Source organism: Nannocystis sp. (genome assembly GCF_016714285.1).
Lineage (GTDB): Bacteria > Myxococcota_A > Polyangia > Nannocystales > Nannocystaceae > Nannocystis.
The window spans coordinates 107479-131339 of record NZ_JADJNN010000035.1 but is presented as its reverse complement, the minus strand read 5'-3'; the positions used below and the strand labels follow the sequence as shown (position 1 = coordinate 131339).

The window sequence follows — 23861 nt, the reverse complement described above, 5'->3', positions numbered from 1 at the left end:
GAAGAGGTAGTTGACCCCCTGCGCGGCGCGGCGGTAGTGTGCGCCGCGATGATCCGGGCTCGCGGCGTCCACAAGAGCTACCGCACCGGCAAGTCGGAGCTGCCGGTGTTGCGTGGGGTCGACCTCGAGGTGGCGACCGGCGAGTTCGTGGCGGTGGTTGGGCGCTCGGGCTCGGGCAAGAGCACGCTGCTGGGGATCCTCGGCGGCCTGGACACCGGCTACACGGGCACGGTGGAGGTCGGCGGGCAGGACCTGCGCAAGCTGAAGGACGCGCAGCTGAGCGGGTACCGCAACGCGTCGATCGGCTTCGTGTTCCAGGCCTTCCACCTGCTCGACTACATGAGCTGCCGCGACAACGTGGCCCTGCCGGCGCTGTTCGTGCGCGGGCCGGGGCAGGACCGGGCGGCCACGCGGGCGCGGGCGGAGGAGCTGCTGGCGCGGGTGGGCATCGCGGAGAAGGCCGACGCGCGGCCGTCGACGCTGTCGGGCGGGCAGCGGCAGCGGCTGGCGATCGCGCGGGCGCTGTTCCACCGACCGGCGCTGCTGATCGGCGACGAGCCGACCGGGAACCTCGACAGCAACACCGCGGAGGAGGTGCTGGCGCTGTTCCTCAAGCTGTGCCGCGACGACAAGGTGACGCTGGTGCTGGTCACGCACGACACGACCATCGCCCGCGCGGCCGACCGCGTGATCGAGATGCGCGACGGTGTGATCGTGCCGGCGCAGGAGGTGGGCGCGTGAAGTTCAACAAGCTGACTCGCATCGTCGGCGCCAACCTGCGCAGCAACGCGGTGCACTTCCTGCTGGCGTCGATCGGGGTGATCGTCGGCATCGCCGCGTTCGCGTTCTTCCTGGCGCTCGGGGCCGGGGTGCGCAGCGTGGTGCTCGGCAAGATCTTCCCGCTGGACCAGCTCGAGGTGGTGGCCAAGACGCTGAGCCTCGACCTCGGGCCGCTCAGCCTCGGCATGGCCAGCGACGTGCTCGACGACGCCAGCGCGGACAAGCTGCGGACGATCCCGGGGGTGCGCGGCGTGTACCCGAAGATGAAGCTGACGGTGCCAGCGGTGGCGGTCGGCGGGAAGCAGCTGATCGGCAACGATCTGCGCACCGAGCTGATCGTCGACGGCATCGATCCGGGGCTGGTCGCGGACGAGATCGGGCCGGCCTTCCATGACCCGCCCGCGGTGACGCCCGGGAGCCAGCCGCAGAGCTGCAAGCAAGACAAGGAGTGCGGCGCGGGCTACTGCGGGCGGCCGCGCGAGGGCGGGCCGACGCTGGTGTGCCGCGAGTACGTGCCGGCGCTGGTGTCTCACCACCTGGTCGAGATCTACAACGGCTCGCTGCGCCGGGCCTACAGCCTGCCGCGCCTGAACCCGGAGTTCCTGATCGGCCTCAGCGTGGAGATGAAGGTGGGGGCGTCGATGGTCGAGGCCTCGGCGCGCGATGCCCTGCTGTACGAGCGGGTCAAGCTGGTCGGCTTCAGCGACAAGGCGATCACGCTCGGGCTGACGCTGCCGCGCGGCTACGTGGCCGGCTACAACGTGCACTACGGCACGCCGGAGGCGGCGACGCGCTACCACTCGATCGTGGTCAAGGTGGTGGCGAAGGACCAGGTCGCGGCGGTGGCCAAGGCGATCCAGGAGCTGGACCTCGAGGTCACGGACAGCGGCGCCGAACAGGCTGGCATGCTGATCACGGTGTTCGTGCTGGTGTTTAGCCTGCTCAGCACGATCATCGTCGGCATCGCGGCGGTCAACATCATGCACGTGTTCTTCATGCTGGTGTACGAGCGCCAGCGAGAGATCGGGATCATGCGCGCGGTCGGGGCGAGCCGCGGCGACATCCGGCTGATCATCCTCGGCGAGGCGGCCTGCGTCGGCCTGGCGGCGGGGACGGTCGGCGTGCTGCTGGCGTGGGCGGCGAGCGTCGGCTTCGACGCGGTGTCGGCCAACTACGTGCCGGACTTCCCGTACAAGCCGACGACCTACTTCATGTTCACGTGGGACCTGGTGCTGCTGGCGCTCGGCTTCGCGGCGGGCTTCTGCGTGCTCGGGGCGTGGCTACCGGCTCGTCGGGCGGCGCGCATGGATCCGGCGGCGGTGCTCACCGGGCGCTGAGGGGCGCGGGCTCGGCAGCGGTGCTCGCGGGGCGTTCGTAGCTCGCGGGTTCAGAAGCGGCCGCGCCAGACCAGGCCGGCCTGGCCGGGGGCGGCGTAGGGCGCGACGCCGCTGCTGCGGCGGTGCAGCAGCAGGCCCGTGATGGCGCCGACCGTCGCGCCGGCGCCGAGGCCGAGGACGAGGCTGGCGCCGAGGCGGCGACCGGCGCGGGCGTCGAGCTCGTCGATCGGGCCGGATTGGAGGGCGCGGTCGAGGGAGATGGTGTTGGCGATCGTCCAGCCGGCGCCCGCGGCGGTCAGGGCCGCGCCGATGCCGAGCTCGATCCCCCAGGTGCTGCGCGTGACCGGGAAGGCCGCGGTGAGGCTGGTGGCCAGCAGTCCGGCGGCGGCGCCGATCAGGCCGAAGCCGGCGCTGGCGCGGTGGATCGGTCCGACGATCGCGTTGGCGCAGACCGGGCCGTAGGCGTCGCGGCAGCTGTCGTCCGCGAGCGCGCCGCGGTACTGCAGACGGCCGGCGACGGCCAGGCCGACGCCAGCGGCGAACAAGGGCGCGGCCGAGACGCCGAGGCCGAGGGCGAGGCGGCGGCGGATGTCCGCAGGGACAGGTTGTTTCGGACCTGGCGCTTGAGACAGGTTATCGGCGCTGCGGGTGAGCGCGAGCGGGATGCTGAGGGGCTGGCCGGGGGCGACGGTGAAGCGCTGGCTGGCGGGCTGGAAGCCGTTGGCGCGGGCCTCGACGAGTGAGGCGCCGCGGGCGAGGCGGAGGGTGCAGGGGGTGTGCTGGGTGGCGCAGGTCCAGCTGGCGGCGCCGTCGGCCGAGCGCACGCGGAGGGCGACGCCGGGCGGGGTGGCGGCGGTGTCGTCGGTGGCGACGGGGAAGCTGACGTCGTTGTGGGTGGAGTCGGGGAGCAGCGGCCAGCGCAGGGTCTGGTCGGGGGTGGTGGCGTCGACGGTGAACTCGCGGGTGCTCGGGAGGAAGCCGGGGGCGCTGGCCTCGATGCGCCACACGCCGGCGGGCAGGCGGACGCTGGCGGGGCCGGGGCTCTGGTCGGCGGTGACGGGGCGGGGGAGCTCGATGGCGACGGCGCTGCGGCGGTTGCCGAAGTTGTCGCCGGTGGGGCGGACGACGACGCGGAGGCCCATGCGGCGGGCGAGCTCGGGGCCGAGGTCGATGCGGACGAGGTAGTCGACGACGGGCGTGGCGATCGGGGTCGCTACCGGGGCCGGGGTGGTTGCGGTCGGTGGCTCCGCGGCCGGACTCGCGGCCAAACCAGCGGTCACTCCAGCGGTCGGCGGCGCCGGCTCTATTGCCATTGCCAGTGGCACGAGTGCGGCGATCGACGCGAACAAGGGGAGCATCGCGGCGCCATCGTGACACAGACGGCGAGGCGATGAAACGGCCGCGGCGCGCTTCCTGGGTCGGGAGCGCGCCGCGCTGGCGTTTCTGTCGTCGCTCCCGCACCTGACCCAAGGGTCAGGGTCGGGAGCGCGCGGCGATCAGTCGGGCAGGCAGGGGTCGGACTTGCACGCGAGGTCGCAGGTGGTGTCCGTGCAGTCGACGGAGAAGGTCAGCTCGACCGTCTTGCCGGGGCCCGGGGGCTCCATGAGGCTGTAGACGATGTCGGTGCCGACGACGTTGCCGGTGGCGTCCCGCGGCGTGATCTCGATCGAGTCGAGCTCGGCGCCGTCGACGACGCGGTTGGGGTCCGGGAAGCTGTGGTAGGTGCCGTCGGCGCCCGCGTCGGCGACGCTGTCGCAGGCGAAGGAGCCCATGGCGATCTGCGCCGTGCCGCCGTTCTTGTAGCCGATGACCTCGTAGTTCGCGACCGGGATCTGGTCGCACTGGTTCTTGAAGCTGCTGTAGTTCCAGCGCACCAGCAGCTTTGCCGGGGTGGGGCTCAGCTTGATCACGTTGTTGAGCTTGGTGTCCTGGCCCTCGAGCACCTCGGCCTGGTTGTTCGGGTCCATGGCGGTGAGGCCGTTGTCGACGACGACGGTGTTCGAGGAGTCCGTGCCCTCGACGACGACGTGGTAGGTGCCGACCTCGACGGAGGTGAGGAGGGCCTTGCCCTCGTCACACGCGACGGTGACCTCGGCGGTGGGCTCGGCGGTGAGGTCGGAGCCGGAGACCAGCTTGACCGTGATGTCCTCGACCCCGAGGGTGTCGCAGGGGACGCCGCTGCCGATCTGGAACGAGACCTCGAGGTTGCCGGTGGGGGTGTCGTTGTTACAGGCCGCGACCGAGATGAGGGCGCAGAGGGAGGCTACGTGGGAGACAAGCTGCTTGGTGTTCATGGACGGTCCTCGACGCGGGGTGCTGACGCAGACAGCGGGAACAGCCCGCTGCGCGGGCCGCAAGGACGCGGGGAGCCGCGGCCTTGTTCAAGAGGCAGAGTTTACCGGGCAAGAGATAGCCGAGGGGCGCGGCAGGGCCAAGTTTCGGCGGCAAGTTCGGCGGCCAATTCGGCGGCCAGTTCGGCAATAGGTTCGGTGCCAGGTTCGGCCGTGGTGGGGCCTGGCGATCGATGTGCTTTTAGTCGCGGATGAAGGCGCGCGCGCTGGCCCGGGCGGCGCGGTCGCTGAGGACATGAAAGACGCGCAGGCGCTTGAGGGTGACCGGGGAGAGCTGACCGAGGGGGACGTGGACGATCTTGCGGTCCATTCGCTGGGCCAGCTGGCGCAAGGCGGGGCGCGGCGGGGTCGGGGAGACGTAGACCACCACGCGCTCGGGGGTGTGGTCGAGGGCGGCGAGCAGGAGGCGCTCGGCCTTGCTGCGGGCGTCGTGATAGTACGGGTCCTCCCACACGCCGAACATCGTGCCCGGGGGGCGGGTGAGCAGGAAGCCGCCGTAGAGGGCGCGGCCGATGCCGGGGCCGACGACGCGGGCGAAGGGGTCGGTGGCGTAGAGGGCCATGTCGCCCTCCTCGTCGTGTTCGCCCTGCCAGGTCATGTGCCAGGGGAAGCGGGGCTCGGCGACGTGGAGCGGCTCGTCCTCGAAGATGACGACCACGGCGCCGGGTTTGCCGCGGCTCGGGAGTTCACGGCGGACGTAGAGCGTGCCGCTGTGCCAGTTGCGGACCGTCTCGCGCACGTCGACGCCGTCGTAGAGGTTGGTGCTGAAGGGCTCGACGACGGTCTGGGAGGCGGATTGGAGGCGTTCGGTGCGTTTGCGGAGGAACGCGCCGTAGTGCTCGAGGGCGAGGTCCTCGGGGGGGTAGGAGCAGAGGTTGTCGCCGTCGAAGTGTTCGGCCCACTCGCCGGGGCGGCGCTCCTTGGGTCGCGGCTTGATGACGCGCATCAGGCGATGGCGGCGCTGGAGGGTCTTCGGGTGGAAGCGGATCGTGCGGACGCGGTCGTGGAGATCGCGGAGGCTGAGGTCGAGGGGGGGGAACTCGGGGCGGCTGGTCTGCCAGGGGTAGTGGGTGGCGACCTCCCAGACTTCGTGGGCGTAGTTGTCGTCGGCGAAGCCGCGGGCGGCGATGACGAGCTGGTAGAGGTCGGGGCCGAGGCCGCCCTCGAGGTAGGCGTAGCGGCAGGCGTAGCGCAGGAGCTGCAGGAGGGTGCCGGGGCGCAGGGCCTCGCCGGTGCGCTCGCGGTGGGTCTTGCGGGCCTGCTGGCACAGCGCGAGGAGCATGCCCATGCGGCCGGTGGCGTGCGGGCGGTCCTCGGGCGGCTCGGGCGGGGCGGCGCTGCGGAAGGGGTCGACGCGCGGGGCCTGGCGGGTGCGGGTGAACAGGTCGACGATCGTGGCGGCGGGGGCGGGGCCCTGGGCGGAGGGCGGTGCGGTGCCGCGGCTGCGCTCGTAGGCGGCGTTGACGAAGGGGAGCTCGGCGAGGACCTCGCGGCTGGCGGACTCGCTGAGGTGGTGGAGGACGGCGCCGTCGCGGCGGACGCGACGCAGCGGGGTGGCGGGAGGGTGGCGCTCGCCGAGGAGCTGGAACAGCTGGCGGACCACGCCGCGGGCGTGGTGGAGGCCGCAGACGACGAGGATGACGGCGTCTCTGGGTTGGTCGCGGGCGAGGGTGGCGACGTGGAAGGCCATGGTCTGCTCGCGCAGGTCGTCCTCGGGGACGCGCGGGGAGTGTTCGGCGGCGGCGAGGGCGGTGAGCAGGAAGCTGCGGGCGCCGGCGGACTCGGCGGCGAGGGCGTCGGGGAGGCGATCGCGGATCGCGGGGTACTGGTCGACATCGCGGTCGACGAGGTGGACCGGGATGCCGAGCTCGTGGCCGCGGCGGACGGCCTCGACCAGCGCGTCGGCGGGTTCGATCGGGAGGTAGAGCGGGCGGCCGGCGCTGTCGGGGTACTCGATGACGCTGAGCAGCGGGAGACGGGCGACGGCGCGGCGGATCGGCTCACCGAGGCTCTCGGGCAGCTCGACGGCGAGGGCGGTCGGGGTGAGCTTCTCGATCGCCTTGCGCACCATCCATGCGAACTCGAGGCGGCCGTGCAGGACCGGGAGCACGGCGACGCCGGGGAGGAGGAGGCCGAGCTCGGCGAGCTCGTCGCGGCTGAGGCCGAGCGGGTCCGGCCAGGCCGGGCGGTAGGTGGGGGCTGTCTCTTCGGACATGTGCCTCCGGACAGGTCCCGGGGGTCAGCGAGTGGGGTCAGCGAGCGGATCAGCGAGTGGGTCAGCGAGTGGGATCAGCGAGTGGGGCAGCGAGTGGGTCAGCGGGTGGGATCAGCGAGTGGGTCAGCGAGTGGGATCAGCGAGTGGGTCAGCGAGTGGGGCAGCGAGTGGGTCAGCGGGTGGGGTCGACGGGGACTTCGCCTGGGAGGTACTCGAGGGCCTCCTCGCCGAGGATCTGGAGGGTGGCGTGGCGGACGTGCTTCTTGATGTCGAGGCCGCCGCGGGGCTCGCTCTTGCCGAGCTTGAGGGCGTAGCGGGCGATGTTGATGCCGTCGCGGACGGTGTAGGCCTGGTCCTCCTCGTGGGCGCGCTCGAGGAACACCGAGAGGTAGTGGAGGATGCGGGCGGGGGCGAAGGGGAGGTTGGCCTGGAGGATCGCCAGCTCCTCGTCGCGCTCGGGGAAGTCGATGAGGATCTGCGGCTGGAGGCGGCTGTGGATGTACTCGGGGATGTCGAAGGTGCTCGAGTCGTCGTTCATGGTGGCGCACACGCGAAACTGGCGGTGCGCGGGGATCTTGATGCCGGCGACGATCGACTCGACGTAGCGGCGGCGGTCGAGCAGGGGGGCGAGCGAGGCCCACGACTTCTCGCTCATGCGGTTGCCCTCGTCGAGCACACAGACGCCGCCAGTGATCATGGCGCTGACGAGCGGGCTGGCGATGTAGCGCAGCTTCTGGCCGTCGGCGATCACGGGGGTGACGAGCAGGTCCTCGGGGCGGGTGTCCATCGTGGCCTGGAACACGTAGACCGGGAGGCCGAGGGTCTTGGCGGCGGCGGCGGCGAGGGTGGTCTTGCCGACGCCGGGTTTGCCGACGAGGCGGGGCGACATGGCGTGGTCGTGGTCGTCGAGGACCATCCACGCGGCGAGGAGTTGGCGGCGCAGCTCGGGTCGTCCGACCCACTCCCAGTCGAGATCGTCGGGCGGTGACAGGCGCAGCTCGACGCCCTGGATCACGACGGAGTCCATGATGCTGGTCGGTATAACAAAGAGCGTGGCCGGGCCGCGAGAAAACTCCGGTCGGCGAAGTTCGCGGCAGGCGCGCTGCGGCCGTGAATTTGCCAGGATGCCGGGCCTGCCTGAATAAAGCAGGTGTCACCGGGTCTAGCTGCCCGCGGGCCCGTGGGCTCGTGACCGGAGCCACGCATGCGCCTTCGCCTCGCACTCGTCTCGCTCAACTGCTTCCTGCTGGGGCTCGTCCTCGGGGGGGCCACGCCGGCTCGGGCGGACTATCCCGTGCCTCTGCCCGCGCCGCCGGCGAGCGCGGAGCCCGAGGAGCCGGTCGAGGATCCGCCGCCCGGGTCGCCGGATCAGATCGACAGCGAGGCCGAGGAGCAAGAGGAGGAGCTGATCGATCTGCGCGAGCTGAAGCCGGCGAAGCCGCGGGTCAGGCCCGCGGCGAAGGCGAAGCCGGCGAAGTCAGACGCGAAGAAGCAGAAGGACGCGGGCAAGAAGAAGATCAAGGGCGACGCGGCCTGCGAGTTTCGCATGCCGGTGTACGAGCACGAGGTGATCGAGGGGGACATCGTCAGCAGCATTGCGGCGCGCTACGGCGTGCGGGTGAGCGCGATCAAGAAGCTGAACCCCAAGCTCGACATCAACGTGCTGCGGATCGGGAAGAAGATCCGCGTGTGCCCGGAGATCGCGCCGCGTAACCGCGAGGAGTTCACGTACACGGTGAAGCAGAACGACTCGCTGTCGAAGATCGGCGAGAAGTACGGCTTGCTGGCCAAGGAGATCGTGCGCCTGCAGTCGGGCGCGCTGCATCGGCGGCTCGAGAAGAACATGAGCGACCTGCGGCCGGGCGACGAGCTGACGCTGGTGGTCGACCGCGGGGTGCTGCCAGAGTTCGCGCCGAAGGACGAGGACCGCGGCACGCTCAAGATCGGGGTCGCGCTCGAGCCCGGCAAGAGCTACTACATCAAGCGCCCGCACCTGGCCTATGGGACAGCTCAGTCGGTCAAGGCGATCAAGGCGGCGCTGTCGCGCTACAAGCAGAGCAAGGCCGGCAAGGGCGGGCCGCAGGTGCACGTGGGGGACATCAGCGCCCGCGGCGGCGGGCCGCTCAAGGGCCACAAGTCGCACCAGAAGGGGATCGATGTCGACATCGGTCTCGTGCTCAAGGGCGAGGACGCCAACGAGACGAGGTTTCGCACCGGGCGGGTCGACAACCTCGACGTGGCCCGCACCTGGGCGCTGATCAAGGCCTTCGTCGACACCGATGACGTGCGCTCGGTGTTCCTCGACTACGGGCTGCAGAAGCTGCTGTACGAGCACGCGAAGAAGCAGAAGGTCGGCGAGAGCACGCTCGACGTGCTGTTCCAGTACCCACGCGGCCGCGGGCGCAACTACGGGATCATCCGCCACTGGAAGGGCCACAAGGACCACTTCCACGTGCGCTTCCGGAAGTAGCGCTCAGGCGACGCGGGGGACCCGAGCGATGGGGTGGCGCTGGCCGGCGACGACGAGGGTGGCCTCGTCCTCGAGCCAGGCGCTGAGGTCCATCGCGGCGGTGTTGGACAGGCGGACGCGGAGCGGGCGGCCGCTGCGGCGGGCGGGGGCCGTGGCGCGCAGGCCCGTGGGGTCCTCGACGACGGTGCTGGGGTCGAGGGGGAGGGTGCGGCCGTCGTCGAGGCGCAGCTGCGGGGTGTCGTCGGGGGCGCGGAGGACGGCGGTGGCGCGCAGCGGGCAGTCGTCGACCGTGAGGTAACACCACTGCTCGCCGAGGTGGAGGGTGGGCTCGCCGCTGTCGGCCTCGTCGAGGCCGGCGAGGAAGGCGGCGCGGATGCGGGGGTGGGAGATCGGGTCGTCGCCGAGGTGGAACTGGCCGCTGCGGTCGAGGCGGAGCGGGAGGCCGCGGCGCAGGCGCTCGAGGGTTTCGCGGTCGAGGTCGGGCATGGGGCTTCTGGTGCGGCGGGGACGCTGTTATAACCCGCGCCCGTGAGCCTGGTCGTCTTCGATTCGCTGTCACTCGGCTTCGGTCAGAAGACGATCGTCGCGGACCTGAACCTGCGGATCGGCGCGAGCGACCGGATCGGGCTCATCGGGCCCAACGGGTCGGGGAAGACCTCGTTGCTGCGGATGTTGGCGGGGCAGCAGAGCTACGACAAGGGCTCGCTGCGCTTCGCTCGCGGGGTGCGGGTCGGCTACCTGGCGCAGGACCTGGTGGTCGAGGGCGGGCAGACGCTGGCGAACTTCGTGGTCAACAGCGTGCCGGGGCGGGCCGAGCTCGACGCGCGGCTGGCGGAGACGGAGGCGGCGCTGCACGAGGCGCAGGCCGGGCTCGAGGCGGCGCTCGCGGCGGGCGGGGACGGTGAGGCCGAGCAGGAGCGGTTGATGGAGCTGGCGGAGCGGCTGGCCGACGTGCACGAGCGAGTCGCTCACTTCGACGCGCACTTCACCGAGCACGAGGCGCTGCGGATTTTGGCGGGCCTGGGCTTTGTGGCGGCGGATTCGGCGCGCGACCTCGGCGAGTTCAGCGGCGGGTGGAAGATGCGGGCGGTGCTGGCGGCGCTGCTGTTTCAGCAGCCGGACCTGCTGCTGTTAGATGAGCCGACCAATCACCTGGACCTGCCCTCGGTGGCGTGGTTCGCGGCGTATCTGAAGCGCTATCAGCGGGCCTTCGTGCTGGTGTCGCACGACCGCGAATTTTTGAACGAGCAGATCGGTCGGGTGGTGAGCTTCGAGCCGGAGGGGGTGCGGCAGTTCTCGGGCAACTACGAGGGGTACCTCAAGCAGCGGGCCGAGGAGGAGGTTTTGCTCGAGAACCGGGCCAAGAACCTGGCGCGCGAGCGCGAGAAGACGGAGCAGTTCATCGAGCGCTTCCGGGCCCAGGCGACCAAGGCGGCGGCGGTGCAGAGCCGGGTCAAGGCGCTGGAGAAGATGGAGGAGGTCAAGACCTTCACGCGGCGGCAGGTGATGCGCTTCGAGTTCCCGCCCTGCGACCGGGCCGGTGATGTGGTGCTGCGGGTCGAGGGGCTGCGCAAGGCGTACGGTGATCACGTGGTGCTGGCGGACGTCGACCTGACGGTGCGGCGGGGCGAGAAGATCGGGATCATCGGCGTGAACGGGGCCGGCAAGACCACGCTGCTGCGGGCGATCGCGGGCGAATTGCCGATCGAGGCCGGGACGATCAGCTTCGGTAATCGCGTGAAGGTGGGCTACTACGCGCAGCACCACGCGGACACGCTGCGGCCGGACCGCACGCTGTTCGAGGAGGTCGCGGCGGAGGACCCGGCGGCCGGGCAGACGCGGGTGCGCAGCATCCTCGGGGCCTTCCTGTTCAGCGGGGACGACGTCGACAAGAAGGTGCGGGTGCTGTCGGGCGGCGAGCGGGCGCGGGTGGCCCTGGCGCGGCTGATCATCCGGCCGGGCAACGTGATGCTGATGGACGAGCCGACCAACCATCTCGACCTCGACTCGAGCGAGGCGCTGGCCGAGTCGCTCAAGAGCTACGACGGGACGCTGCTGTTCGTGAGCCACAACCGCAGCTTCGTGCGCAAGCTGGCGACGCGGATCTGGGACGTGAGCGGGGGGAAGGTCGAGACCTATCCGGGCACGCTCGACGAGTACATGGACAGCTGCCGCAGGCGGCGGGATGGCGAGCCGGAGGCGGGCGTGAAGGGGGAGAAGGCGCTGCAGGCGGCGCGGCCGACCCACGTGCAGGTGGTGGCGGGGAAGGGGAAGCCGGCTGCGGTGGTGGTCGCGGAGGCGCCGAAGCAGAAGGACCGGCGGCGCGAGGCGGAGCTCCGCAACGAGCGCAACAAGGTGCTCGGGCCGCTGCGCAAGAAGGTGGCCGAGATGGAGGCGAGGATCGCCGGGCTCGAGGCGGCGCAGAAGCAGCGCAGCGCGCAGCTGGCGGACCCGGCGACCTACGCGGACGACAAGCTGCGGGCGTCGCTGCTCAACGGCTATCAGAAGGACGCGGACACGCTCGAGGATCTGACGCGGCGCTGGGAGATCGGGGTCGCGGAGCTCGAGCAGGTCGAGGCGGAGCTGGCCGCGGGCTGAGGGCTCGTGGCGGGGCTCACTTGGGCTTGAGGCGGGCGAGCTGGGAGGTCGCGTCGCGGTGGTAGCGGCCCTCGGGGGCGAGCTTGAGGTACTCCTCGTAGGCGGCGATGGCCCCGGGGTTGTCCTTGTTGTTCTGGCGCAGGACGCCGAGGGTGAGCCAGCAGTCGGCGAGCTTGGGGTCGACGAGGACGCAGCGGTCGGCGGTCTTCTGGGCCTCGGGGAGCTGCTCCTGCTCGAGCTGGACCTGGGCGGTGAGGAGGAGGACCTCGGGGTGGTCGGGGGCCTGCTTGGCGAGCGTGGCGAGGGCGTCGGCGGCGGGCTTGATCTTGCCGGCGGTGTAGGCGGCGCGGGCTCTGGCGAGCTCGTCGCTGAAGGCGGCGTCGACCGGGACCGGCGGCGGGATCACGACCGGCGCGGGCTCGGCCTTGGTGTCGGGGTTGGTGGCGGCTTTGGTGTCGGCCGGTGGTGGGGCGGGCTCGGGGGTTGGCGCGGGGGTGGGCTCGAGCTTGGTGTCGGCGATCGGGTCTTCCGCGGGCGGGGCCTCGGGCGGGAAGAGGGTGTCCTTGAACAGCAGGACGGCGATCAGGGCGACGCCGCCGACGACCGCGGCGATCAGGCCCCAGGGCGGGGGCGGCGGGGTCGGGGCGGTGCGGCTGAGGAAGGGGTCGTCGTCGCCGGGGTCGTCGGCGGGGAGGTCGTCGCCGCCGAGGAAGCGGCGCTCGAAGTCGTCGAGGCGCGAGCTGGGGACGGGCGGCGGGCTCGCGGGGGCGACGCTCGCGGGGGCCGGGCTCGGGGCGTTGGCTGGCGCGAAGGACAGGTTCGTTGGGACAGGTGCCAAAGGACCTGTCCGCGAGCTCAGGTTGCTGGTCGCGGCGGCGTGCAGGCCGGACTCCTGGGCGGGCTCGTAGAACGAGCGCACGGGCAGGCCCTTCATGGTGCCGCCGAGGGTGTCCTGGCCGGCCGGGGCGTTGGCGGGCGGCGGGGACCAGGCGGGCGGCGCGGGTGGGGAGGGCGCGAGGGAGGTGGGCGCGAGGGAGGCGGGCGCGACGGAGGGCGTGATCGAGGCGGGCTCGACGGGGGCGGGCTCGACGGGGGCCGCGATGGCGGCGGGTGCGGCGGCGGGTGTGACAGCAGGTGCGACGGCTTCGGCGGCCTCGGGGCGGCGCGACGGATCGATCCACTCGCCGCAGTAGCGACACTTGACGGCGACGCTCTGGATCATCTCGCCGCAAAATGGGCAGGGCTTCTGCATCGCGGGGAAGCCTACATGAATCTCCGGAAGTCTCGCCAGATCCGTGCGGGCGCGGGCGACCGGGACGCGGGTCGCGGGTGAACGTGGTCCGGACGGGGTCGGTCGGGTGGGCGATGAGGGGTTGGCGGTCGGTCGGGTGGGTGGAGCGGGACGACGAGGGTGGTGGTATAGGTGCCGCCCGTGCCGCTGCGCGCCGATCATCACCTCGCGGCCTTCGTCGCCAGACCGCCGCCTCGGCTGGCGCTGGCGGAATTGCCGACGCCGGTCGAGCGGGCGCCGTGGCTCGACGTCGGCGGCGCTGAAGTGTGGGTCAAGCGCGACGACCAGACCTCGCGGCTGTACGGCGGCGGCAAGGTGCGCAAGCTCGAGTGGTTGCTGGCGAGCCCGCGCTACGCGGGGGACGGGCCGATCGTGTCGCTCGGGGGCGTGGGCAGTCACCACCTGCTGTCGCTGGCGCTGTTTCTGCGCGAGCAGGGGCGGGAGGCGCATGGGCTGATGTTCGACCAGGTGTTCACGCCGCACGTGCGCGAGACGCTGGCGGCGTTCGTCTCGACGGGGGCGCGGGTGTGGTCGGTGCGGACGCGGATCGGGTTGCCGTGGGCCGGGCTCCGCTACTACCTGTGGGCCCGGCCGCCGCGGATCGGCGCGTGGATGCCGGCGGGCGGGAGCAACGGGCTCGGCGGGCTCGGCTTCGTGGAGGCGGGGCTCGAGCTGGGGCGGCAGATCGACGCGGGCAAGCTGCCGCGGCCGGCGGCGATCTACATGACCGGGGGATCGGCGGCGAGCTCGGCGGGGTTGGTGCTCGGGTTGGCGCTGGCGGGGGTGTCGACGCAGCTCAAGGTGGTCTCGGCGGTCGAGCCGGTGCTGCTGGGGGCGGGCTCGTGGGGCCGGATGGTCGGGCAGGTGTGGCGCGAGCTGCTGGCGGCGGGGCTGCACGCGGAGCTGGCGGCGGAGGGCTGGCGCGGGCTGCTGCGGCGGGCGAAGGTCGGGTGGTCGATCGACCACTCGCAGGTCGGGCCGGGGTACGCGGTGCCGACGCCGGCGGGCGAGCGGGTGGTGGCCCTGGCGACGGCGAATGGGTGCTTGCTCGAGACGACCTACACCGGGAAGTGTGCGGCGGCGATGCAGGCCGATCTGGCGGCCGGGCAGGCCGGGCCGGTGCTGCTGTGGAACACGCACGCCGGGACGGATCTGGCTGCGCTGGCCCGGCCGGGCTGGGAGTCGCGGTTGCCGGCGCGGCTGCGGCGGGCGCTCGGGTGAGCGGCGGGATGTCCTGAAGGACGGTACCTTCTGAGCCCGCAACACCCGCGTCCCCGCTGCCGAACAACGGAGCCCCGATGTACCGATCTCTCGCCCCCAGCACCCCGCGCAAGGCCAGCCTCGGCGTGTTCGCCGGCGCGGTGCTCACGTGTGTGGTCGCCCCGCTCGTGCGCGGCGCGTCCGAGGCCAGCGACTGACCTCCCCACATTCAGCCCATGTCCGACTACGACTTCTCCGGCCGCACGCTGAACCAGCGCTACCAGCTCACGCGCAAGATCGGCGCGGGCGCGTTTGCGACGGTGTATGTCGCGCACGACCTGCGGATGTTCAAGCGCAGGGTGGCGATCAAGGTGTTGAACCCGGAGCGGCGGCTGAACCCTGGCAACGTCGACCGCTTCCTGCAGGAGGTCAAGGTCGCGGCCAAGCTCGACGGGCCGTACCGCGATCGGGTGGTGAAGATCATCGATCAGGGGCGCTGCGACGTCGCCCAGCCGCCGCTGCTCTACCTCGTGATGGAGCACGTCGACGGCGTCACCTTGCAGTCGCTGCTGCGGCCGACCGGGCCCGAGCAGCCGCGTCAGCCGCTGCCGTGGACGCAGGCGGTGTCGATCGTCCGCGAGCTGCTGAAGGCGCTCGGCACCTTGCACGACTGCGGCGTGGTGCACCGCGACATCAAGCCCGGCAACTGCATCCTCGAGCAGCGGCCCGACGGCGATTTCTTAAAGCTGCTCGACCTCGGGATCGTGAAGGTGTTGCCGGGCTTCGAGATGAGCGGCGACCACCCGCGCACGCAGCCCGAGTTCGTGCTCGGCACGCCGCGTTACATGGCGCCGGAGCAGTTCGGCGGGCCGGTGAGCGACCCGCGGGTCGACCTCTACTCGGCGGGCATCATGCTCTACGAGTTTCTCACCGGCGACATCCCGGCTCGCTGGTACGAGCAGCCGGGCGCGGCCCACCCATACGACCCGCTGCCGCCCTCGCAGGCCAACCCGGGCGGGGGGATCCCGCCGAGCCTCGACGCGCTGGTGCTGCGGGCGATCGCCTTCGAGCCGCACAAGCGCTTCCCGACCGCGGTCGCGTTCGGCCAGGCGCTGGCGGAGCTGCTGCACGCCGGCTCACCGGGTGGCCGGGGCCGGCTACGTTCGGCGCCGACGCCCGCGGCTGTGCCTGCGCCGGCACCGGTGGCGCTGCGGGTCGTGCCGGACCTGCACGACACCGCCGACGAGCGGGAGGGTCGTGTCGGCCCGCTGCTGCGCTGGTGGACGATCGTGGCGACCAGCTGCACCGCGATGGTGTTTGTGTTCGCGTTCGCGGCGCTGCTGCGGCGCGCCGAGTCGCGGCCGAGCCTCGACCTCGAGTCCGACGACACGCCGGCGATCCTCGCGACCTCGCGGGTGCGGCGGTCAGCGGGCGCCGCGTCGTCGCCCGCCGCGGCGCAGCCTGCCGAGGAGAAGCCGACGGTGGCTGCGACGCCGCCCGCCGAGTCGACGGTGGCTGCGACGCCGCCTGAGGAGCCGCCCGCGGCCGAGCTCGCGCCGCCGGTGGCCGAAGCGCCGCCGGCCGCCGCCGATCCGCCGCAGCCGCAGTCGCAGCCGCAGTCCCAGTCGCGTAGGCCGAAGCCTCGCGCGCCGGATCCGGAGGACCCCGGCGACCTCATGCCGGTGCGTCCGCGCAGCACGCTGCCGACGATCGCGTCGGCCGCAGAGCGCGACCTCCAGGCCCACTGCGGCGCGGCGCCGCGGCGCAGCTACGCGCTGCTCGTGCGCCTCGACGCCGCGAGCGGCAAGGTCACCGGCGTCGAGCTGCGCGGCGTCGGCGTCGACGCCAAGCTGCGGCAGTGCGTCGAGGCGCGGGCCAGCAAGGCGTTCGCCTTCGACGGTCTGCGCGCGCGTGAGGCGAGCTACCTGTTCACGCTGAGCCTGTGAGCGGAGGGCGCGGCAGGGTCTCGCAAGCCGTCGAGCTCGGCTGCTCCTGTCACGCTCCGCGTGCACTCGCAGCTCGTCGAGCTCGCCGTCGTGTGTGGGGTGCTCCCGTCACTTTCCGCTTGCGCGGGCGGTACGCTCGCGCCAATGTCCGCGGCGCCATGTTCACGCTCACGCTCGACCCGCCGGAGGTCTCGCCGCGTCTGGCGGTCATCACGATCGACCGCGCCGGTGAGAAGGTCAACACCATCACCCCCGAGGCGCTCGCCGAGGTCGAGCAGCAGTTCGCCAGCATCGAGGCCACGCCGGGGCTGGCCGGCATCATCCTGATCTCGGGCAAGCGTGACAACTTCATCGCTGGTGCCGATGTCGAGGTCTTCGCGCACGCGAAGGATCGCCGCGAGATCGAGGGCTTCGGGCGCCGCGGTCACGAGGTCCTCGCGCGCATCGCCGGCGCGCGCGTGCCGATCGTCGCGGCGATCCACGGCGCTTGCCTCGGCGCCGGACTCGAGCTCGCCCTCGCGTGCACGTATCGCGTGTGCAGCGACTCGCCGAAGACCGTGCTCGCCCTGCCCGAGGTGATGCTCGGCCTGTTCCCGGGCGGCGGTGGTGTGACTCGGCTGCCGCGCCTGGTCGGCCTGCGCGAGGCCCTGGACATGATCCTCACCGGTCGCAACATCCGCCCTCGCGCCGCCAGGCGCATGGGTCTGGTCGATCAGGTCGTCGCCGAGGAGGCCCTGCTGCCGGCGGCCCGCGCCGCGGCGGGCAAGCTCGCGGCGGGCAAGCTGCAGCCGCACCTGCAGCCGCGCGGCGACGTCGTCCGCACCTTGCTGGAGAAGAACCCGCTCGGTCGCTCGCTGGTGTTTCGTCAGGCCCGCAAGACGGTCGAGCGCAAGACCTTCGGCCTCTACCCCGCGCCGCTGGTCGCCCTCGACATCATCGAGAAGGGCCTCGGCCTGCCGCTCGAGGAGGCGCTCAAGCTCGAGCCGCCGGCCTTCGCCGAGCTCGCGGTCGGTGACACCTCGCGCTCGCTGGTGTCGCTGTTTCGCCGCAGCAACGCGCTCAAGAAGCAGCCGGTGCTGGACGCCGCGGGGGCCCGGGTTGAGGGCGCCGAGGTCCGTCGTCTCGGCATGGTCGGTGGCGGCTTCATGGGCGCCGACATCGCGGTGGTCTCGGCCGAGAAGGGCATCGAGACGCGCATCCGCGACATCGCGGCCGACCCGCTGGCGAAGGCGCTGGCGCACTGCAAGGCCCACTTCGACCGCCGGGCCCGCAGCGTCGGTGAGCGCCACGTGTTCAAGGCGCGCAGCCGGGTCAGCGGCGGCCTCGACCTCACGGGTTTCAACACGATGGACCTCATCATCGAGGCGGTGCCCGAGGCGCTGGGCCTCAAGCAGGACGTGTTCGCCCAGCTCGAGGCGATGGTCCCGCGGACCACGATCCTCGCCAGCAACACCTCGGCCCTGCCGATCGGCGCCATCGCCGAGCGCCTGGTCCACAAGGACCGCGTGATCGGCCTGCACTTCTTCTCGCCGGTGTCCAAGATGCCGCTGCTGGAGATCGTCAAGACCCCGCACACCTCGCCGCAGACGCTGGCCACCTGCCTGCGCTACGCGGCCCAGATCGGCAAGACCCCGATCGTCGTCAACGACGGCCCGGGCTTCTACACCACCCGCGTGCTCGGCTTCTATCTCATGGCCGCGCTGGAGATGGTCCAGGCCGGGCACAGCATCGAGGCGGTCGACCGCGGCGCCCGCATGGTCGGCTGGCCGGTGGGTCCGATCACCCTGCTCGACGAGGTCGGCATCGACGTCGGCGCCAAGGTCAGCAAGACCCTCGCGGCCGCGTTCCCGGAGCGCATCCACGTGCCCGACACCGTCGACCAGTTCCTCGCCGAGAAGCGCTTCGGTCGCAAGACGGGCCGCGGCTTCTACGTCTATCCGCCCGAGCAGCGCGGTCTGCTGGCCCGCCGCGAGCGCAAGCACATCGACCCTGCGGTCTACGGCTACTTCGCCGGGCGCCAGGCGATCGCGGAGGAGAGCCACCCGGAGGAGCTCGGCGAGCGGCTGACCCTGATCGCCGCGCTCGAGGCGGTGCGCTGCCTCGAGGCCGGCATCGTGCAGAGTTCGCGCGACGGGGACATCGGCGCGGTGTTCGGCTTCGGCTACCCGCCGATGCGCGGCGGTCCCTTCCGCCACCTCGACGCGATGGGCCCCGGCGCCGTGCTGACCCGCCTCGCCGTCCTGCGCGAGCGGCACGGCGCGACCTACAACGCCCCGGAGCTGCTCGTCCGCCTCGCCCGCGAGGGCAAGAACTTCACCAGTTTCGATATCGGCCAGGGAGACCACGCATGAACGCCCGAACGATCCGCAATGTCGCCGTCATCGCCGGCGCCCGCACGCCCTTCTGCAAGGCCGGCGGCGCCTTCATCCGCCGGTCCGCGGTCCAGCTCGGGGCCGTCGCGGCGCGGGAGACCATGCTGCGCGCCGGTATCCGCCCGGAGCGCGTCGACCAGATCATCTTCGGCATCGTCTCGGCCCCGGTCGGCGCGCCGAACATCGCCCGCGAGATCGGCCTTGAGGCGGCCTTCCCGATGGGCGTGCCGGCCTACACGGTGAGCCAGGCCTGCATCTCCTCGAACCACTCGATCACCTCGGCGGCCGATCAGATCGCGCTCGGCAAGGCCGACGTGATCCTCGCTGGCGGGGCCGAGACCCTCAGCGATGTCCCGATCCTCTACGGACGCAAGTTCCGCGACGCGCTGTTCACCGCCAGCAAGGCGCGCAGCGTCGGCGACCGCCTGCGGGCGTTCCGCAGCGTGCGCCTGCAGGACCTCGCGCCGGTCGCCCCGGCGATCGCCGAGCCCTCGACCGGACAGACGATGGGCCAGTCCGCCGAGAAGATGGCCAAGGACTTCGGCATCCGCCGCGACGCCCAGGACCGCTTCGCCGCCAACAGCCACGCCCGCGCCGTCGCGGCCTGGCAGGCGGGTGAGTTCGCCGCGCGCGTCGTGCCGGTACCTGTCCCGAAGGGCAGGGAGCTGGCGATGGTCGAGCGGGACGACCACCCGCGCGATGACACGACGGAGGAGAAGCTGGCGAAGTTGAAGCCGGTGTTCGACCGCGACTTCGGCACGGTGACGGCGGGCAACGCCTCGCCGCTGACGGACGGCGCCTCGGCGGTGCTGCTGGCGGCCGAGGAGGTCGCGCGCGCGGAGGGCTGGCCGATCCTCGGGGTCCTGCGCGGCTACCACTACACCGCGATCGACCCCTTCGAGCACTTGCTCATGGGCCCGGTCAGCGCGGTCGCCGGGGTGCTCGACCAGACTGGCCTCGGGCTGCGCGACATGGGCGTGATCGAGATGCACGAGGCCTTCGCCGCCCAGGTGCTCAGCAACCTGCACGGGCTCGCGTCGGCGAAGTACTGCCAGGACAAGCTCGGCCGCAGCTCCGCGGTCGGCGAGGTCGACCCGGAGTTCGTCAACCAGTGGGGCGGCAGCATCAGCCTCGGCCACCCCTTCGGGGCCACGGGCGGGCGCCTCGTGCTGCAGCTGCTCGATCAGCTGGCGCGCAAGGGGGCGCAGTTCGGGCTCATCTCGGCCTGCGCGGCGGGCGGGATGGGGTCGGCGCTGGTGTTCGAGCGGGTGTAGCTCTGGCTTTCTCGTGATTGGAGGGCGCGGGACCCGGATACCTGGGTGCGCGGGGCTTGGATATCTGGGCCGGGGAGCGGGGGCCGACGGCTGTGGGGCCCTGCGACGCGGGTCCTCCCGGGGCACGTGCTCGCCGCCCATCTGTCGTGATCTCTCGGGTGCTTTCACCGACCCTTTGTTATCGACGGTGGAGGGCCGAGGGGCGTCTGCGCGCGAGCCCCGGGTCCTCCCGCTGCGCCCTCGCCATCGGCCCCTTGCTCCCCGGGCGGACAGCGTCGGTGCCCCGCTTGTCGGTGCTCGGGTGACGTCGCCCGGCTGAACGTGGGTGTGGCGAGGTCGAGAGATCACGTGGAGACTCGATGCGCGATATGTCGATATGTCGATATGTCGATATGTCGATATGTTGGGGATTTCAGATATCCGAGCCCCGGATTCTTCGCTCCCGCCAGATAGCTATGCGGAGCCGTCGTCTTCATCGCCAGGCACGAGCCCGTGCTTGCGCAGCAGGGTGCGCAGGTGCTTGCGGTCGAGCTCGGCTGCACGCGAGGCGGCGGAGATGTTGCCGTCGACGCGGTCCATCAGGGCCCGGAGGTAGCGGCGCTCGAAGCTGTGGAGCAGCGCCTGCTTGGCGGCGGCGTAGGGTTGATCGAGCGCGAGCTCCGGCTCGCTGGTTTCGGATCTGTCCCCGGGGACAGGCATGTGCCAGCGCAGCTCGGCGAAGCTGCGGGCGCCGGGGGACAGGGCGATCGCGCGGTCGACCGCGTTGCGCAGCTCGCGGACGTTGCCGGGCCAGGCCTGCGCGGCGAGGCGGGCCAGGGCCGGGCCCTCGATGTGCTCCGGCGAGAGCCCGCGCAGCTGCAGCAGAGCGCGGACGATCGGGGCGATGTCCTCGCGGCGGGCTCGCAGCGGCGGCAGGCTGACGCGGACGACGCTGAGGCGGTAGTACAGGTCGGGGCGCAGGGCCCCGCCGGCGACCGCGGCGGCCAGGTCGCGCTGGGCCGCCGCCACCACGCGCACGTCGACCGGCTGCTCCGCGTCGCCGCCGACCGGCCTGACCGTCCGCATCTCGAGCGCGCGCAGGAGGCGGGGCTGGAGGTCGAGCGGGAGGGCGTCGAGCTCGTCGAGGAAGAGGGTGCCGCCGTCGGCGCGGGCGAAGGCGCCGCGGCGGGCCTGGAGGGCGCCGGTGAAGGCGCCGCGCACGTGGCCGAGCAGCTCGCTCTCCACGAGGTTGGCCGGGAGGGCGCCGCAGTCGACCGCGACGAAGGGCCCGCGACGCCTCGCGCTGGCCTCGTGGATCGCCCGGGCGGCGAGCTCCTTGCCGGTGCCGGTCTCGCCCTCGAGCAGCACGGTGACCTCGGAGGCGGCGGCCAGCTCGAGCACGGCGAAGACCTCGCGCATGACCAGGCTGGCGCCGAACAGCTCGCCGAAGCGCTGCGATCGACTGGGCTCGATCTGCAGCTCGTGCGGCTCGGGCTGGATCCGCAGGGTGCTGCGACCGATCCGCAGCGTCGCCCCGGCGGGCACCTGCAGCGCGCTCAGCTTCGCCCCCTCGTAGAGCGTGCCGTTGGTGCTGCCGAGGTCCTCGACGAGGAACTGGCCGTCGGGCTCGGCGCGCACGCGCAGGTGCTGGCGCGAGACGCCGGTGTCGCCGAGCGGGAGGGTGCAGGCGCGGTCGCTGCCGACGGTGACCGCAGTGGGGCCGAGGGGGACGGCGCGACCCATGTCGGGGCCGTCGACGACGATGAGCTGGCAGCGGACGCGTCCGCGGTGGCCCGGGTGGTCGGGGTGCTCGAGGGCGATGGTCGCCACGCTGGAGCTCGCGGGGTGAATGCGCGTAGCATATCAACTGATGCGCGAGGGGGACCTGCCGGCGACGCTCGGGCCGTACCGATTGTTGCGGCGGATCGGCCAGGGCGGGATGGCCGAGGTGCACCTCGCGGTCCGCTACGGGGCCAGTGGTTTCGAGAAGATCGTGGCGATCAAGCTGCTGCGTCGCGAGCACCGCGGCCGCGCCGACCTCGAGCGCCTGCTGATCGCGGAGGCGCGGCTCGGGGCTCGCTTCGCCCACGCGGGGCTCGTGCAGGTGCACGAGCTCGGGCTCGAGGGCGGGATCTACTTCCTGTGCATGGATCACGTCGACGGGGCCGACCTCGCCGCCCTCACGCGGGCGCGGCCGCTGCCGCGGGTGCTCGCGCTGCACATCGGCGAGCAGGTCGCGCTGACCCTGGCGCACGTGCACACGCTGGGCGACGAGCGCGGCCCGCTGGGCCTGGTCCACCGCGACCTCGGGCCGCGCAACATCCTGCTCTCGCGCGCCGGCGAGGTGAAGCTCGCCGACTTCGGCATCGCCAAGGCGACCGCGCTCGGCGACGTGACCTGGGGCCGCCTGGTCAAGGGCACCTTCGCGTACCTCTCGCCGGAGCAGGCCAGCGGGGCCACGGTCGACGCGCGCAGCGATCAATTCAGCCTCGGGGTCACGCTCGCCGAGCTGCTGGTCGGGACGCGGCCCTTCGACGCGGCCGCCGAGGGGCCGCTGCCGACCCTCGACAACATCCGCAGGGCCGAGCTGCCCGCGGGTTATCTCGTCGGTCTGCCGCCCGAGCTGGCGGCGCTGCTGCGGCGCTGCCTGGCGCGGCGCCCCGAGGACCGCCATCCGGACCTCGCCGCGGTGGCGCGCGGGCTGGCCGAGCTGCGGCGGGGGCTGCCGCCGGCGGGGCCGCTCGAGCTGGCGGCGTGGGTGCGGGCGGCGCTCGTCGGGGACGCGCCGGCCTCGTCCGATGCGCCGGCGACCGAACACTTGCCGTAGCGTGTACCTGCCCCGAGGGGCAGGTTGTTCGCGGGTGCGAGTATGTCCCGAGGGACATGTTATCGACATGTCTCTCGGGGCAGCTCAGCGCGGGCGCTTGATGCAGTGCTGCAGGCCGGTCTTGAGGCTGCTCGTGGTCACCAGGCCGCGCAGCTCGGCGGGCACGAGCTCGCCGTGGACCCCGGCGAGGACGCACTGGGCGTGGTGCTCGGCGGCGGCGCGGACCATCGCGGCCAGCGCCGCGCTGGTGTCGGCGTCGATGCGCTCGAGCTCGCTGAGGTCGAGCAGGACGAAGGCCGGGCGGCGATCGGCGAGCGCGGCGGTCAGCGACGCGAGCAGCGCGGCGCCGCGGCTGGCGTCGAGGGGTCCGCCGAGCGGAAGCGCGAGCACGCCGTCCCACAGCTCGAGCACGGGCGAGCGCAGGCCGTGCAGGGCCGCCTGCTGGGCCTCGATGAGGGCGAGCTTCTCGGCCAGGGCTTGCTCGGTGCGGCGGCGGTGGTCGGCCTCGAGCGCGAGGCTGACGGCGTCGGCGAGCGAGGCGATGAAGCTGATCTCGTCGTCGCGCCAGCTCCGCAGCGGGCCGGAGTGTTCGCAGCACAGCACGCCGGTGGGAACGCCCTGCCAGCGCACCGGCGCGTCGAGGGTCGAGCTGACGCCGGCCTGGGCGAAGTAGATCGCGGCGAACTCGGCCGAGCGGGGGTCGTGGGAGGCGTCGCGCACCGCGAGCACCCGGGCGTCGGAGAGCAGGGCGAAGTAGCGGGGGAAGTCGTTGCGGTCGAGGCGGGCGCCGGCGCTGTGCAGGCGGGTGGCCGCCTCGAACACGTCGGCGGCGGCGAGCACCGACTGGTCGGCGTTGAAGAACCACGCGCTCATGCGCGCGACGCCGAGGGTGTCGACCGCGAGCTCGGTGACGCGACGCAGGGTCTGCTCGAGGCTCCATTGCTCGAGGCCCTGGCCGCGGGTCAGCTCGAGCAGGGCGCCGAGCTGGCGCTTCCAGCTGAGCTCGGCCTCGCGTGGCTCGGCGGCCTCGAGCTCGACGAGCACCGCCTGGGTCGCGGCCTCGCGGGTGCGGCCCTCGCCCCGGACGATCGTCACGATCCTCGCAGCTCGCTCACGCAGGTCCATCGTCGACGAAGCTACCGCGCTGCGTCCGCGCGAGCGAGGGGTCAGAACAACGGTCCGCGGGGGCTCGCCAATTGTCGCCGCGCGGGCGTCCTCAGG

General features: G+C 72.3%; 17 protein-coding genes. 9 read left to right on the top strand and 8 right to left on the bottom strand.

The genetic code is table 11. From position 1 onward, the window contains the following. Window positions 1-48 precede the first annotated feature (48 nt). Together IPJ59_RS32750 and IPJ59_RS32745 are read left to right on the top strand one after the other, a co-directional pair. Window positions 49-741 (top strand): ABC transporter ATP-binding protein, encoded by a 693-nt coding sequence (locus IPJ59_RS32750; protein WP_293262043.1) that lies wholly within the window; start codon window positions 49-51, stop codon window positions 739-741. Then, on the top strand, window positions 738-2117 hold the full coding sequence (locus IPJ59_RS32745) for an ABC transporter permease (protein WP_293275167.1): 1380 nt from the start codon (window positions 738-740) through the stop codon (window positions 2115-2117). The genes IPJ59_RS32750 and IPJ59_RS32745 overlap by 4 nt, the downstream gene beginning before the upstream one ends. A 50-nt stretch (window positions 2118-2167) precedes the next feature. Here the strand turns inward: IPJ59_RS32745 and IPJ59_RS32740 are convergent, their stop codons facing one another. The 4 genes from IPJ59_RS32740 to IPJ59_RS32725 all read right to left on the bottom strand — a co-directional run bounded on the left by IPJ59_RS32740 (window position 2168) and on the right by IPJ59_RS32725 (window position 7710). Further along, a complete protein-coding gene (locus tag IPJ59_RS32740; RefSeq protein ID WP_293275166.1) occupies window positions 2168-3385 on the bottom strand; it encodes a hypothetical protein in 1218 nt (405 codons plus the stop codon). Between the two features lie 228 nt (window positions 3386-3613). Continuing rightward, window positions 3614-4411 (bottom strand): hypothetical protein, encoded by a 798-nt coding sequence (locus IPJ59_RS32735; protein WP_293275165.1) that lies wholly within the window; start codon window positions 4409-4411, stop codon window positions 3614-3616. A gap of 238 nt (window positions 4412-4649) precedes the next feature. Then, a complete protein-coding gene (locus IPJ59_RS32730; RefSeq protein WP_293275163.1) occupies window positions 4650-6683 on the bottom strand; it encodes a TraB/GumN family protein in 2034 nt (677 codons plus the stop codon). A gap of 172 nt (window positions 6684-6855) precedes the next feature. Continuing rightward, window positions 6856-7710, bottom strand: a complete 855-nt coding sequence (locus IPJ59_RS32725) for an AAA family ATPase (RefSeq protein WP_293262029.1) — start codon at window positions 7708-7710, stop codon at window positions 6856-6858. 177 nt (window positions 7711-7887) lie between these two features. Here IPJ59_RS32725 and IPJ59_RS32720 point away from each other — a divergent pair, with 177 nt between their 5' ends. After that, on the top strand, window positions 7888-9153 hold the full coding sequence (locus IPJ59_RS32720) for a penicillin-insensitive murein endopeptidase (RefSeq protein WP_293275146.1): 1266 nt from the start codon (window positions 7888-7890) through the stop codon (window positions 9151-9153). A 3-nt stretch (window positions 9154-9156) separates the two neighbouring features. Here IPJ59_RS32720 and IPJ59_RS32715 read toward each other — a convergent pair whose 3' ends face one another. Beyond that, a complete protein-coding gene (locus tag IPJ59_RS32715; protein WP_293275144.1) occupies window positions 9157-9639 on the bottom strand; it encodes a hypothetical protein in 483 nt (160 codons plus the stop codon). A 42-nt stretch (window positions 9640-9681) separates the two neighbouring features. Between IPJ59_RS32715 and IPJ59_RS32710 the strand changes: the two genes are divergently transcribed. Continuing rightward, the gene (locus IPJ59_RS32710; RefSeq protein ID WP_293275142.1) at window positions 9682-11751 is read left to right on the top strand and encodes an ABC-F family ATP-binding cassette domain-containing protein; all 2070 of its coding nucleotides are present in this window, start codon (window positions 9682-9684) and stop codon (window positions 11749-11751) included. A 16-nt stretch (window positions 11752-11767) separates the two neighbouring features. On the opposite strand, the gene IPJ59_RS32705 is transcribed toward IPJ59_RS32710, so the two are convergent. Beyond that, entirely contained in the window at window positions 11768-13003 is a 1236-nt protein-coding gene (locus IPJ59_RS32705) for a tetratricopeptide repeat protein (RefSeq protein WP_293275140.1), read from the bottom strand. A gap of 180 nt (window positions 13004-13183) precedes the next feature. On the opposite strand from IPJ59_RS32705, the gene IPJ59_RS32700 reads away from it, so the two are divergent. The 4 genes from IPJ59_RS32700 (at window position 13184) to IPJ59_RS32685 (ending at window position 19834) form a co-directional block, all read left to right on the top strand. After that, window positions 13184-14263 carry a pyridoxal-phosphate dependent enzyme gene (locus IPJ59_RS32700; RefSeq protein ID WP_293262019.1) on the top strand — a complete coding sequence of 360 codons (1080 nt, stop codon included), beginning with the start codon at window positions 13184-13186 and terminating at the stop codon, window positions 14261-14263. A 215-nt stretch (window positions 14264-14478) separates the two neighbouring features. Further along, window positions 14479-16188 (top strand): serine/threonine-protein kinase, encoded by a 1710-nt coding sequence (locus tag IPJ59_RS32695; protein WP_293275138.1) that lies wholly within the window; start codon window positions 14479-14481, stop codon window positions 16186-16188. A 158-nt stretch (window positions 16189-16346) separates the two neighbouring features. Next, on the top strand, window positions 16347-18539 hold the full coding sequence (locus tag IPJ59_RS32690) for a 3-hydroxyacyl-CoA dehydrogenase NAD-binding domain-containing protein (protein ID WP_293275136.1): 2193 nt from the start codon (window positions 16347-16349) through the stop codon (window positions 18537-18539). Continuing rightward, window positions 18536-19834, top strand: coding sequence for an acetyl-CoA C-acyltransferase (locus IPJ59_RS32685; protein WP_293262013.1), 1299 nt, complete (start codon window positions 18536-18538; stop codon window positions 19832-19834). Before IPJ59_RS32690 ends, IPJ59_RS32685 begins: the two co-directional genes overlap by 4 nt. Before the next feature lie 453 nt (window positions 19835-20287). On the opposite strand, the gene IPJ59_RS32680 is transcribed toward IPJ59_RS32685, so the two are convergent. Next, window positions 20288-21643 carry a sigma 54-interacting transcriptional regulator gene (locus IPJ59_RS32680; protein WP_293275135.1) on the bottom strand — a complete coding sequence of 452 codons (1356 nt, stop codon included), beginning with the start codon at window positions 21641-21643 and terminating at the stop codon, window positions 20288-20290. A gap of 40 nt (window positions 21644-21683) precedes the next feature. On the opposite strand from IPJ59_RS32680, the gene IPJ59_RS32675 reads away from it, so the two are divergent. Then, window positions 21684-22640 carry a serine/threonine-protein kinase gene (locus tag IPJ59_RS32675; protein ID WP_293262009.1) on the top strand — a complete coding sequence of 319 codons (957 nt, stop codon included), beginning with the start codon at window positions 21684-21686 and terminating at the stop codon, window positions 22638-22640. Between the two features lie 84 nt (window positions 22641-22724). Here IPJ59_RS32675 and IPJ59_RS32670 read toward each other — a convergent pair whose 3' ends face one another. Beyond that, entirely contained in the window at window positions 22725-23765 is a 1041-nt protein-coding gene (locus IPJ59_RS32670) for a GAF domain-containing protein (protein ID WP_293275133.1), read from the bottom strand. Window positions 23766-23861: the final 96 nt, after the last annotated feature.